Origin of the sequence: Pseudomonas sp. R4-35-07, assembly GCF_003852235.1 — a bacterium.
Taxonomy (GTDB): Bacteria; Pseudomonadota; Gammaproteobacteria; order Pseudomonadales; family Pseudomonadaceae; genus Aquipseudomonas.
Window position 1 is genome coordinate 3,974,537 of record NZ_CP027732.1, and the last position, 12,917, is coordinate 3,987,453.

A 12,917-nucleotide genomic window follows, 5' to 3' on the forward strand; every position below is an offset into this window, starting at 1 on the left:
CATATGGGAAAGGTAAGTCTTACCGACGGCGTTTTTCGTACAGCTTGGGTTCACCCGGTGGCCGGCTCTTGAAGCGGCGGTGGGTCCACAGGTATTGCTCGGGGCAGTCGCGCACCGAGGCTTCGACCCACTGGTTGATGCGCAGGCAGTCGATTTCGTCAGTCTCGCCGGGGAAATCCGTCAAGGGTGCATGAATCACCAGTCGGTAACCGCTGCCATCGGCCAGGCGTTCCTGGGTGAACGGCACCACCAGGGCTTTGCCCAGGCGTGCGAACTTGCTGGTGGCCGTGACAGTGGCGGCCTGGATGCCGAACAGCGGCACGAAGATACTTTGCTTGGCGCCGTAGTCCTGGTCCGGTGCGTACCAGATCGCCCGGCCGGCGCGCAGCAGCTTGAGCATGCCGCGCACATCGTCGCGCTCCACCGCCAGGGAATCGAGGTTGTGGCGCTCCCGGCCACGGCGCTGGATAAAGTCGAAGAGTGGGTTGCCGTGCTCGCGGTACATGCCATCGATGGTGTGCTTTTGCCCGAGCAGGGCAGCGCCGATTTCCAGGGTGGTGAAGTGCAAGGCCATCAGGATCACGCCCTTGCCGTCCAATTGCGCCTGTTTGAGATGCTCCAACCCTTGCACATGGGCCAGGCGCGCCAGGCGCGGTTTGGGCCACCACCAGCTCATGGCCATCTCGAAGAAGGCGATACCGGTGGAGGCGAAATTTTCCTTGAGCAGGCGTTTGCGCTCTTTGGCGGATTTTTCCGGGAAGCACAATTCCAGGTTGCGCGCGGCGATGCGGCGACGCTCACCGGCCACGCGGTACATGCCCGCGCCCAGCAGGCGACCAATGGTCAGCAGCACGCGGTACGGCAGTTGGGTGACCAGCCACAGCAGGCCCAGCCCCAGCCATAATGGCCAAAAACGCGGGTGAAGAAATACAGCTCGAAAACGCGGGCGATCCATTACAGATTCCGGTAAAGACAAGGGCCGCGCATTCTACAACGGTTCGACTCGGCTTGCGGCGGGTGAGTGTTCTCGTTATAAGTCTCGACACTTTTCGTGACAAGCCGCTTTGCCGACCATGAGCCAAACCGAACCGCTAGACCAAGATCCCGTGTTCCAGCTGAAAGGCAGCATGCTCGCCATTACCGTGCTGGAACTGGCCCGCAATGACCTCGACGCCCTGGACCGCCAACTGGCCGCCAAGGTCGCCCTGGCGCCGAATTTCTTCAACAATGCCCCGCTGGTGCTGGCCCTGGACAAGCTGCCGGCCGGCCAGGGCGTCATCGACCTGCCCGGGCTGATGCGCGTGTGCCGCTCCCATGGCCTGCGGACCCTGGCGATTCGCGCCAGCCGTATCGAAGACATTGCCGCGGCCATCGCCATTGAACTGCCAGTACTGCCGCCGTCCGGCGCACGCGAGCGTCCGCTCGAACCATTGGTCGGTGAACAGAAGAAAAAACCGGAAAAACCACCGGAACCCACGATCCGGCCGACCAAGATCATCACCTCGCCCGTGCGCGGCGGGCAGCAGATTTACGCCCAGGGCGGCGACCTTGTGGTGGTGTCCTCGGTCAGCCCCGGCGCGGAACTTCTTGCCGATGGCAATATCCATGTATACGGCCCGATGCGCGGACGTGCCCTGGCCGGCATCAAGGGTGATACCAAGGCGCGTATTTTCTGCCAGCAGTTGACCGCTGAACTGGTTTCCATCGCGGGTCAGTACAAGGTGTCCGAAGACTTGCGCCGTGATCCGCTGTGGGGGGCTTCGGTACAGGTCAACCTGTCGGGCGATGTGTTGAACATCATCCGTCTTTAACGGATACTGCCGCATTTTCCAAGCATCTCTAGGCTCTGATAGCAAAGCGAAACCGGCAATACTTGCGTAGGACTAGTTGAAGTTGGTGTTTTCCCCGGGAAAACCCTGGCTTCTCCCTACAAAGGCTGTCCGCCTGCAGCGAGTTTCAAGAGATGTTTTTCAGGGACTAAAAGTCCTTTTTCCTTAGGGGTGAAACACCTTGGCCAAGATTCTCGTGGTTACATCCGGCAAGGGTGGTGTGGGTAAGACCACCACCAGCGCCGCTATCGGTACCGGCCTCGCTCTGCGCGGCCACAAGACAGTCATCGTCGACTTCGACGTGGGTTTGCGTAACCTCGACCTGATCATGGGCTGCGAACGCCGCGTGGTGTACGACTTCGTCAACGTGGTGAACGGCGAAGCCAACCTGCAACAGGCCCTGATCAAGGACAAGCGCCTTGAGAACCTGTATGTGCTGGCCGCCAGCCAGACCCGTGACAAAGACGCGCTGACCAAGGAAGGCGTAGGCAAAGTCCTCGCCGAACTGAAAGAAACCTTCGAATACGTGGTATGCGACTCCCCGGCCGGCATCGAAACCGGTGCTCACCTGGCGATGTACTTCGCCGATGAAGCCATCGTGGTGACCAACCCGGAAGTGTCCTCGGTACGTGACTCGGACCGTATGCTCGGCCTGCTGGCCAGCAAGTCCCAGCGCGCCGAAAAAGGCGAAGAGCCGATCAAGGAACACCTGCTGCTGACCCGCTACAACCCTGAGCGCGTCAGCAACGGCGAAATGCTCGGCGTTGAAGACGTCAAGGACATCCTCGCGGTGACCCTGCTCGGTGTGATCCCGGAATCCCAGGCCGTGCTGAAAGCTTCCAACCAGGGCGTGCCGGTGATTCTCGACGACCAGAGCGACGCCGGCCAGGCGTACAGCGATGCTGTGGATCGCCTGCTGGGCAAGACCGTGGAACACCGCTTCCTCGATGTCAAGAAGAAGGGATTCTTCGAGCGTATCTTTGGAGGCAATTGAACAATGAAATTTCTCGACTTCTTTCGCGCCAACAAAAAGCCAAGTACCGCGTCGGTCGCGAAAGAGCGTCTACAGATCATCGTGGCGCACGAACGCGGCCAACGCAGCACCCCGGATTACCTGCCAGCCTTGCAGAAGGAACTGGTCGAGGTGATCCGCAAGTACGTCAATATCGGCAACGATGACGTGCATGTCGCCCTGGAAAATGACGGCAGCTGCTCGATTCTGGAACTCAATATCACCCTGCCTGATCGTTGATCGAACAGGCGGCCGCCACGGCGGCTCGATCACCTTGATCCCTTTTCGGGAACCGGGTGGGCGAGCCGCCGTTGGCGTTTGTTACGAGGCTGTTTAATGCCGCTGTCCAACATCCATATCCTGCATCAGGACGACGCTGTCCTGGTGGTGAACAAGCCGACCCTGCTGCTCTCGGTGCCCGGCCGCGCCGACGACAACAAGGACTGCCTGATTACCCGCCTGCAGGAAAACGGCTACCCCGAAGCCCGCATCGTCCATCGCCTGGACTGGGAAACCTCGGGCATCATCCTGCTGGCGCGGGACGCTGATACCCACCGCGAACTGTCCCGCCAGTTTCACGACCGCGAAACAGAAAAGGCCTACACCGCCTTGGCTTGGGGCCAGCCGGAACTGGACAGCGGCAGCATTGACCTGCCTCTGCGCTATGACCCGCCGACCAAGCCGCGCCATGTGGTCGACCATGAATTCGGCAAGCACGCGCTGACTTTCTGGAAGGTGCTGGAACGTTGCGGTGACTGGTGCCGCGTCGAACTGACACCGATCACCGGGCGCTCGCACCAGTTGCGCGTGCACATGCTGTCCATCGGCCATCCGCTGCTCGGCGATGGCCTGTATGCCCACGAACAGGCCCTCGCCGCCTGGCCGCGCCTGTGCCTGCACGCGAGCATGTTGAGCTTCACTCACCCGCAAAGCGGCGAGCGCATGCGCTTCGAGTGCCCAGCACCCTTTTAAGCGGTGAACACGGTCAAATGTGGGAGGGGGCTTGCCCCCGATGGCAGTGGGTCAGCTAAACATTGGCTGACTGATACACCGCTATCGGGGGCAAGCCCCCTCCCACATTTTGTTCTGTGTCAGTTCTCGCCACCGAGTCAAACCAATACGGTAAACTCCGCGCATTGCTGTCTGGAGCTATTTATGCGCGAAGCGTTGAATCAAGGCCTGATCGACTTCCTCAAGGCCTCCCCTACTCCTTTTCATGCCACTGCCGCCCTCGCCCAGCGCCTGGAAGCGGCCGGTTACCAGCGTCTCGACGAGCGTGACACCTGGGCCACCGAAGCCAACGGTCGCTATTACGTGACCCGTAACGACTCCTCGATCATCGCGTTCAAACTGGGCCGCCATTCGCCGCTGCAAGACGGTATCCGTATGGTCGGCGCCCACACCGACAGCCCGTGTCTGCGGGTCAAGCCGCAGCCCGAGTTGCAACGCCAGGGTTTCTGGCAGTTAGGCGTGGAAGTCTACGGCGGCGCCTTGCTGGCCCCGTGGTTCGACCGCGACTTGTCCCTGGCCGGCCGCGTCACGTTCCGCCGCGATGGCAAGGTCGAAAGCCAGCTGATCGACTTCAAGCTGCCGATCGCCATCATTCCCAACCTGGCCATTCACCTGAACCGTGAGGCCAACCAGGGCTGGGCGATCAATGCCCAGACCGAACTGCCGCCGATCCTCGCGCAGTTTGCCGGTGACGAGCGCGTGGACTTTCGCGCCGTGCTCACCGAACAATTGGCTCGCGAGCATGGGCTGAACGCCGATGTGGTACTCGATTACGAGTTGAGCTTCTACGACACCCAAGGCGCTGCGGTGATCGGCCTCAATGGCGACTTCATTGCCGGTGCGCGTCTGGACAACCTGCTGTCGTGCTACGCCGGGTTGCAAGCCCTGCTCACCAGCGACACCGATGAAACCTGCGTGCTGGTGTGCAACGACCATGAAGAAGTCGGCTCCTGCTCGGCCTGCGGCGCCGATGGCCCGATGCTCGAACAGACCCTGCGCCGCCTGCTGCCCGAAGGTGAAGAATTCGTACGCACCATTCAGAAATCCCTGTTGGTGTCTGCGGACAACGCCCATGGCGTGCACCCGAACTACGCTGAAAAACACGACGCCAACCACGGCCCCAAGCTCAACGCCGGTCCGGTGATCAAGGTCAACAGCAACCAGCGCTACGCGACCAACAGCGAAACCGCCGGGTTCTTCCGCCACCTGTGCATGGCCCAGGAAGTGCCGGTGCAGAGCTTTGTGGTGCGCAGCGATATGGGCTGCGGTTCGACGATCGGGCCGATCACCGCCAGCCACCTGGGTGTGCGCACCGTGGACATCGGCCTGCCGACGTTTGCCATGCATTCCATCCGCGAGCTGTGTGGTAGCCATGACCTGGCGCATCTGGTGAAGGTATTAGGCGCCTTCTACGCCAGCCGCGACCTGCCCTGATTTGCCAGGCTAGCTCGATCAAATGTGGGAGGGGGCTTGCCCCCGATGGCAGAGTGTCAGTCAAAGTATCTGTTGACTGACCTACCGCTATCGGGGCAAGCCCCCTCCCACATTGGTTATGTGTTCACCTGATCCATATCACCTGCATTTCCCATAATCCGACCTAGACTTGTCAGAACTCCCACTCCGACAAGGCCGTCGCCTGATGATCTCCATGTCCTCGTTCCACGCCATGCTTATCCCGATCATGATCGGCATGATCCTGCTTGCCGTCGGCTTCAACTTTCGCGACAAACCCCTTGGCGTATTCGGCATGTGGGTCGGCATGCTGCTGATCCTGGGCACCGTGGTGTACAAGATCCTCGCGAAACTGGTGGAATGACAAATGCGCTCGCATCTGGCATAGCGGCCTCGTACACTCGGTCAATTCGTCGTTTTCAAGGTTGACTGCCTCCGTGCTTTTCCGTCTGTTTGCCCTGCCCTGCTACCTGCTCATCGCCCTGCTCACGCTGCTGCCGCTCACGTCCGCCCAAGCCGTGGGCTTGCCCGGAATGCTGGGCAGCTCCAACAAGGCCCAACCCCAGGCCGAGGTGCCCTTGGGGCAGTCGCTGGACGAGGTGATCAAAACCCTGGAGAACGACCAGCAGCGCACCCAGCTGCTGAGCGACTTGAAGAAACTGCGCGCCGCCACGCAAAAAGCCCAACCGGCGGCCGAACTCGGTGTGCTCGGCCTGATCGGCAGCACGCTGTCGGGCTTTGAACAGCAGTTCTCCGGCGCCGACAGCCCGCTGGGCCGCTGGTCCAATGAAGTCGACCTGGCCAGGGACGAACTCAGCGCGCTGATGTTGCCGGCCACTGAATGGCTGCCGATTATCTTTGGTTTTGCGGTGATCCTGGCGGTATGGAGCCTGCTGGCCGCCGCGCTGATCTGGCTCAGCCACCGCGTGCGCGAACGTTTCGGCCTGCCTGAAGAACTTCCGCAACACCCGCGCACCTGGGACATGCTGCGCTTCGCCCTGCGCAAACTCGGCCCGTGGTTGATCGCCCTGGTGATCACGGTTTACCTGAGCTACGCCCTGCCCTCGTCCCTGGGCAAATCCCTGGCGATGGTGCTGGCTTACGCCCTGGTCGTCGGCACTTGTTTCTCGGCAATCTGCGTGATTGCGTTTTCCCTGCTGGACGGCCCGCACCGCCACCGCGCCCTGTATATCCTGCGCCATCAGGCCTTCCGCCCGCTGTGGTGGATCGGCAGTTTCGCCGCCTTTGGTGAAGCCTTGAGCGACCCGCGGCTGGTCACAGCGCTCGGCCAGCACCTGGCTCATACGGCCGCAACCGTGGCCAATGTGATGGCGGCGCTGTCCACTGGCGTGTTCATCCTGCGCTTCCGTCGGCCGATCGCTCACCTGATCCGTAACCAGCCACTGTCGCGCCGCCTGACGCGTCGCGCCCTCACCGATACCCTGTCGATCATCGGCACTTTCTGGTACTTGCCGGCATTGTTGCTGGTGGGTATTTCGCTGTTCGCCACCTTCCTGTCCGCCGGCGACACCAGCACCGCCCTGCGCCAATCGCTGCTGTGCACCGTGTTGCTGGTGTTGTGCATGGTGATCAACGGGCTGGTGCGGCGCCACGCCCTCAAGCCGCAACGCGGGCACAAGCGCCATGCGCTGTACTCCGACCGCCTGAAAAGCTTCGTCTACACCCTGGCGCACCTGGCGGTGTGGTTGGTGTTCATCGAACTGGGCCTGCGCGTGTGGGGCCTGTCACTGATTCGCTTCACCGAAGGCGACGGCCATGAAATCAGCGTCAAACTGTTCAGCCTCGGCGGGACTTTACTGTTTGCCTGGCTGATCTGGATTCTCAGCGACACCGCGATCCATCATGCCCTGACCCGCTCGCGCAAAGGCCTGGCCAACGCGCGTGCGCAAACCATGATGCCGTTGATCCGCAACGTGCTGTTCGTGACCATCTTTATCATCGCCGCCATCGTCGCCCTGGCGAACATGGGCATGAACGTCACGCCACTGCTGGCCGGTGCCGGTGTGATCGGCCTGGCGATCGGTTTCGGTGCGCAGTCGCTGGTGGCCGACCTGATCACCGGCCTGTTCATCATTATCGAAGACTCCCTGGCCATCGATGACTACGTGGACGTCGGCGGCCACCTCGGCACCGTCGAAGGGCTGACCATCCGCACCGTGCGCCTGCGCGATATCGACGGCATCGTGCATACCATTCCCTTCAGCGAGATCAAGAGCATCAAGAACTACTCGCGGGAATTCGGCTACGCGATCTTTCGCGTGGCGATCCCGTACAACATGGAGATCGACGACGCGATCAAACTGATGCGCGATGTCGGCCACGCCATGCGCAATGACCCACTGCAACGCCGCAATATCTGGTCGCCGCTGGAGATTCAGGGCGTGGAGAGTTTTGAATCGGGCAGCGCGATCCTGCGCGCACGGTTCAAGACGGCGCCGATCAAGCAGTGGGAAGTGTCGCGGGCGTTCAACCTGTCACTCAAGCGGCATCTGGATGAAGCCGGGCTTGACCTGGCGACACCGCGCTTGAGTGTGCAGGTGGTGACGGGAGCATCAGGCGCATTGGAGAAAGAGAAGAGCCTCTAGAAGGCGACACTGTCTAAATGTGGGAGGGGGCTTGCCCCCGATGGCGGTGGGTCAGTCAACAAATACAGTGACTGACACTCCGCTATCGGGAGCAAGCCCCCTCCCACATTTTTGATCAGTGGTGCTCAGGCGAGTGCAGCGCCATCCATCTTCTGACGCAAGCTCAGCGGACGCATATCCGTCCAGTTCTCTTCGATATAGGCCAGGCACTCTTTCTTCATGCCGCTCTTGCCCACGGTTCGCCAGCCTTCCGGCACGGCCTTGTAGTCGGGCCAGATCGAATACTGTTCTTCGTGGTTGACCACTACCTGAAACAGGATGTCGTCGCGGTCAAATACTGAGGTCATTGCGGTTCTCCGTCGCTCAAAGGCTGGCCGCGCACCATGCGCAGCGCTGATATCTCTAGAAACGTTTCAGGGACCGGGAAAATTAGAGGCTGGCGAGCGCCGCCGCCACGGCGCGCCCGAAGATCTCGGCGACCCGGTCGATCTCGGCGGCGGTGATCACCAGCGGTGGCAGGAAACGCACCACGCCGCCATGCCGCCCGCCCAGCTCGAGGATCAGGCCGCGCTTGAGGCATTCACGTTGTACCAACGGCGCGAGCTGGCGATGCACCGGTGGGTGGCCTTGGATGTCGCGCGTGCCATCCGGGTCAACCAGCTCCACGCCGAGCATCAACCCACGCCCGCGAATATCTCCCAGGTGCGGGAAGTCGCGCTGCAGCAGGCGCAGATGTTCACCCAGGCGCTCGCCCATCGCCGCCGCATGCGCGGCCAGGTCGTGTTCCTTGAGGTAGCGCATCACTGCCGAACCCGCCGCCATTGCCATCTGATTGCCACGGAAGGTCCCGGCATGGGCGCCCGGCAACCAGGTGTCGAGCCAGTCGCGGTACACCACCACCGCCAGCGGCAGGCTGCCACCAATGGCTTTGGACATCACCACCACGTCCGGGATGATCCCCGCGTGCTCGAAGGCGAACATTTTGCCTGTACGGCCAAAGCCACTCTGGATTTCATCGACGATCAGCGCGACGCCCGCCTGTTCGGTGATACGCCGCAGACCGCGCAGCCAGTCGAGATCGGCCGGGACCACGCCGCCCTCACCCTGCACCACTTCGACAATCACCGCTGCCGGCGGCAACACACCAGCTTCGGGATCGGTGAGCAGATTTTCCAGGTAATGCAGGTTGACCCGCACGCCCTGCGCGCCACCCAGACCGAACGGGCAGCGGTAGTCGTAGGGGAATGGCAGAAACTGCACGCCATTGCCAAGCAATGCGCCCAGCGGCTTCTTCGGCCCGAGGCTGCCCATCAGGCTCAACGCGCCCTGGCTCATGCCGTGATAACCGCCCTGGAACGACAACACCGTACTGCGCCCGGTGGCAGTGCGTACCAGCTTCAAGGCCGCTTCCACCGCATCGGTACCGGTGGGGCCGCAGAACTGGATTTTCGCCTCGCGCGCCAGTTCCGGCGGCAGCAGGCCGAACAAATCCTGCACGAACTGATCCTTGACCGGCGTGGTCAGGTCCAGAGTGTGCAACGGCAACTCATCGCTCAACACTTGTTGAATGGCCTGGATCACCACCGGGTGGTTATGGCCGAGCGCCAGGGTGCCCGCGCCGGCCAGGCAGTCAATGAAACTGCGGCCTTCCACATCTTCCACATAGATACCCTTGGCCCGCTTGAGCGCCAGGGGGATGCGCCGCGGGTAGCTGCGGGCATTGGATTCCTGCTGGCGCTGGCGGGCCAGCAACGGGCTGTCGTCGAACTGGTAGAGCGTTTCGCTGACGTGCACAGGCGCGGCTTCGATGGGGCTGGTGGCGACTGACATCTCTCGATCCCTCAATACACGGGTGATGGTGGTCATCCGTGGGGGGCGGGGAATGCGCACGGACTTCATATTCTGAAGACGCATCAGGCGCGGGGGGATTTAGGGACCTGGTGGGATTTACAGATGTATGCAGATCAAATGTGGGAGGGGGCTTGCTCCCGATTGCGGTGTATCAGGCAGCCAATGGTTAGATGACCCACCGCTATCGGGAGCAAGCCCCCTCCCACATTTGAATGGCGTTCGGCTTTAGAGCCCGCGGTATTTTTCATTCAGCGCGTACAGGATCGCGCAGGTCTCAGCATCCAGAAGCCCAGCGTAATCCCGCGCCCGAAAGTGCATTTGAAATGCCCGGGTCCGCTGTTCAAAGGCTTGGCGGTTCCACGCCGGTTTGTAGCCATACCGCTGAAAGGCCCGCTCTACTTCCACCTCCGGCGGCAAGCTCAGGCAAAACCGGCGTTGGTACATCGCTCGGGTCGCCTCGTCAAACCAGGCGCCTACCCCGGCTTCATACAGGCAGCGCCAGGGCAACTGAGGTCCCGGATCGCTTTTGCGCCAGTACGCCACATCCGAATGCCCGAGAATATCCACCGGTCCGATCTGCGGATAACGCTCCAGGATATCGCGCACCAGCGTAATCAAAACCTCCACCTGTTGCTCGCGATACGCCGGGAAGGTGAACACGCCTTTGTCATCGCGCGCCAGGTTGACGATTTCGATGCCAATCGCGCGACTGTTGAGGTTATCCCGCCCGTCCCAATGACTCGCCCCGGCATGCCAGGCGCGCTTATCTTCGGGCACCAGGCGAAACACGCGCAGTTCGTCATAGCCGGCGGCGCGGTAGGCCGGTTCGTCAGGATCGGGCAGCAGATAGTGAGCGCTGACCCCGTTCTGGGTCAGGGTGCGCAAGGACGATACAAAGGGCGCCGCGGTGTAATGCAGGAGTACCTGCCTCACAGGCTCGCCGTTACGTTCGTTGAAGTCCCTGGCAGGGAAACTGGTATCGATGACCAACATAAGATCCGTCCTTTTCAGTACGGGCCGAATCATTCGGCCCTTTCAAGCGCAAAAAAATTACCGCCATCCTGAAGACTTGCGCTTCGGGCGGGCGGTAATTATTTGGCACTTGTAGAAAAGCGATCAGTGTCGCAACGGCATACCCAACTCAACCCGCAGGCCATCGGCCTGGCTGTCGAACGTCAACGAGCAAGCGCAGCGCTGGACGATCGCCTGAACAATCGCCAGGCCCAGGCCACAGCCTTCGCTGCTGCCATTGCGCCAGAAGCGTTGGGTGAGATATTGCAGGTCTTCGCTGGATATCTGCGGGCCATGGTCACGCACGCGGAATATCACCTTGTCAGCGCTGGACGACACCTTCAGCTCCACCCGGGTATCGGCCGGGGTGTGACGCAAGGCGTTGTCCAGCAGGTTGCGCAAGGCCGCGACGGCCAGGCCCACGGGCATGTCCACCGGTGTGGCGGCAAGGCTGCCCGCCAGGATCAGGTCAATGCGCGAATTGTCCCCGGCGTTGGCGTCCTGGATCGCCAGCCTGGCAACGTCCTCGGCGCTGGACTGTAAGCCATCGTCAAACGACAAGCTGCCCTCCACCCGCGCCAGCAGCAACAGTTGCTCCAGAGTGCGATGCAAGCGGTCGGCGCCTTCTTCGGCGTGGGCCAGGGACTGGTCACGCGCCGCGCCTTCGGTCATGCGGGCCACTTGCAGGTGGGTCTTGATCGCGGTCAACGGGCTGCGCAGTTCATGGGCGGCGTCGCCGGTCAGGCGGCGCTCACGTTCGATGGTCTTGGCGATGCGTTGCAACAGTTGGTTCTGGGTGTCGAGCAACGGCTTGAGTTCACTGGGCAGCGGGTGGATCTGCAGCGGCTCGAGCGAGTCGGCGCTGCGGCGCATCAAAGCGTCACGCATACGATTGAGCGGCACCAGGCTCTGGCCGATGCCCAGCCACAGCAAGCACAGGCACCCCAACAAGGCCACGCCGACCGGCACTGAGGCCGCCAGCAGGATCGACAGGTTCAGCGCCTCACGCTCCACCTGACGGTCGGCCGTGGTGATCAGCAGGTCGCCACGGGACAGGGTGAAACTGCGCCAGCCCACGCCATCGATCATCTGGTCGCGAAAACCGCTCTTGCGCGACTCCAGCCCCTCATCCGGCGTGGTATGGCTGCGCGCCAGGATTTCGCCATGCAGGGAACTGACCTGGCAGGCCATGCCCCCCGGTACATTGAGTTGTTCGGTGCGCAAATGGGTGCCGGCGCCGACGCTGGCCAGGCCCGGCATCTGTTCGGTCAGCCCGGCCACCATACGCGCCGAGGCTACCAGGCGCTGGTCGAGGGAAAACATCATCTGGTTGCGCAGGTCGTTGAGCATCCAGGCCGCCGCCAGGGCCCAGATCAACACAAACGCGGCGCCGAGCTTGAACGTCAGGCGCAGGCGCAGGCTCATCACGAAGCATCCTCTCCCGCATCGGCCGGGCCCAGGCGATAGCCGAGGCCGCGCACGGTCTCGACGATGCCATTGCCCAATTTGCGCCGCAGGTGGTGGATATGCACATTGAGCGCGTTGCTTTCCAGTTCGTCGTTGAACCCGTAGACGCTGTCCTTGAGCTGCTCGCTGGAGAGCACACGGCCCTTGTTGTGCAGCAAGGCCTGCAACAGCGCTTGTTCACGGCGCGACAGGTCCACCGGCTGGCCGCCCAGGAAAGTCTCGCGGCTGCTGGGGTCATACGCCAGGCGGCCATGTTCGATCAGGTTGACGCTGCGCCCCGCCACGCGGCGCAGCAGGGTTTGCAGGCGGGCGGCGAGTTCGCGCAGGTCGAAGGGCTTGAGCAGGTAATCATCGGCCCCCGCCTGAAGGCCGTCGACGCGGTTGGTCACCGAGTCACGCGCGGTGAGGATCAGCACCGGAATTTCCAGGCCCTGGCTGCGCTGTTGTTGCAGCAATTTCAGGCCGTCTTCGTCGGGCAGGCCGAGGTCGAGCACCATGATGTCGAAGGTCGCCGCCCTGAGCATCGCCCTGGCCGCCGCCGCTGTGCCCACGCGTTCGACCGTGAAACCCTGGGCGGTGAGGCCGGCCACGATGCCGCTGGCGATCAGTTCGTCGTCTTCACAGACCAGTACGTGCATGCTGAACCCTTCATGAAAGATGCGGGTGATTAGAAAAGGC

The 12,917-nt window shown here is 62.1% G+C and carries 13 protein-coding genes; 7 read left to right on the top strand and 6 right to left on the bottom strand.

Going from position 1 to position 12,917, the window contains the following annotated elements; all coding sequences use genetic code 11:
* Window positions 1-19 precede the first annotated feature (19 nt).
* A complete protein-coding gene (locus tag C4J89_RS18105; RefSeq protein ID WP_124371386.1) occupies window positions 20-955 on the bottom strand; it encodes a lipid A biosynthesis lauroyl acyltransferase in 936 nt (311 codons plus the stop codon).
* Between the two features lie 118 nt (window positions 956-1,073).
* Between C4J89_RS18105 and minC the strand changes: the two genes are divergently transcribed.
* The 7 genes from minC to C4J89_RS18135 all read left to right on the top strand — a co-directional run bounded on the left by minC (window position 1,074) and on the right by C4J89_RS18135 (window position 7,910).
* A complete protein-coding gene (gene minC / locus C4J89_RS18110; RefSeq protein WP_124363733.1) occupies window positions 1,074-1,811 on the top strand; it encodes a septum site-determining protein MinC in 738 nt (245 codons plus the stop codon).
* Between the two features lie 199 nt (window positions 1,812-2,010).
* Window positions 2,011-2,823 (top strand): septum site-determining protein MinD, encoded by an 813-nt coding sequence (gene minD / locus C4J89_RS18115; protein ID WP_124363734.1) that lies wholly within the window; start codon window positions 2,011-2,013, stop codon window positions 2,821-2,823.
* Window positions 2,824-2,826: 3 nt separating this feature from the next.
* Window positions 2,827-3,081: a cell division topological specificity factor MinE gene (gene minE / locus C4J89_RS18120; protein ID WP_003175252.1), complete on the top strand. Its 255-nt coding sequence runs from the start codon at window positions 2,827-2,829 to the stop codon at window positions 3,079-3,081.
* 96 nt (window positions 3,082-3,177) lie between these two features.
* The gene (locus tag C4J89_RS18125; protein WP_124363735.1) at window positions 3,178-3,813 is read left to right on the top strand and encodes an RluA family pseudouridine synthase; all 636 of its coding nucleotides are present in this window, start codon (window positions 3,178-3,180) and stop codon (window positions 3,811-3,813) included.
* 183 nt (window positions 3,814-3,996) lie between these two features.
* On the top strand, window positions 3,997-5,286 hold the full coding sequence (locus tag C4J89_RS18130; protein ID WP_124363736.1) for a M18 family aminopeptidase: 1,290 nt from the start codon (window positions 3,997-3,999) through the stop codon (window positions 5,284-5,286).
* 205 nt (window positions 5,287-5,491) lie between these two features.
* The gene (locus tag C4J89_RS26965) at window positions 5,492-5,668 is read left to right on the top strand and encodes a hypothetical protein (protein WP_164484560.1); all 177 of its coding nucleotides are present in this window, start codon (window positions 5,492-5,494) and stop codon (window positions 5,666-5,668) included.
* Between the two features lie 73 nt (window positions 5,669-5,741).
* Window positions 5,742-7,910: a mechanosensitive ion channel family protein gene (locus C4J89_RS18135; RefSeq protein ID WP_124415217.1), complete on the top strand. Its 2,169-nt coding sequence runs from the start codon at window positions 5,742-5,744 to the stop codon at window positions 7,908-7,910.
* Window positions 7,911-8,035: 125 nt separating this feature from the next.
* Here the strand turns inward: C4J89_RS18135 and C4J89_RS18140 are convergent, their stop codons facing one another.
* The 5 genes from C4J89_RS18140 to C4J89_RS18160 form a co-directional block, all read right to left on the bottom strand.
* Complete coding sequence (locus C4J89_RS18140) at window positions 8,036-8,257, bottom strand: MbtH family protein (RefSeq protein ID WP_057721389.1); 222 nt, start codon at window positions 8,255-8,257, stop codon at window positions 8,036-8,038.
* Between the two features lie 82 nt (window positions 8,258-8,339).
* Window positions 8,340-9,740 (bottom strand): aspartate aminotransferase family protein, encoded by a 1,401-nt coding sequence (locus tag C4J89_RS18145; RefSeq protein ID WP_124415218.1) that lies wholly within the window; start codon window positions 9,738-9,740, stop codon window positions 8,340-8,342.
* A gap of 246 nt (window positions 9,741-9,986) precedes the next feature.
* Entirely contained in the window at window positions 9,987-10,754 is a 768-nt protein-coding gene (locus C4J89_RS18150; protein ID WP_124415219.1) for an N-acetylmuramoyl-L-alanine amidase, read from the bottom strand.
* A 123-nt stretch (window positions 10,755-10,877) separates the two neighbouring features.
* Entirely contained in the window at window positions 10,878-12,197 is a 1,320-nt protein-coding gene (locus C4J89_RS18155) for an ATP-binding protein (RefSeq protein WP_124415220.1), read from the bottom strand.
* Window positions 12,197-12,877 (bottom strand): response regulator, encoded by a 681-nt coding sequence (locus C4J89_RS18160; protein ID WP_124363741.1) that lies wholly within the window; start codon window positions 12,875-12,877, stop codon window positions 12,197-12,199. Before C4J89_RS18160 ends, C4J89_RS18155 begins: the two co-directional genes overlap by 1 nt.
* Between the last annotated feature and the right edge of the window lie 40 nt (window positions 12,878-12,917).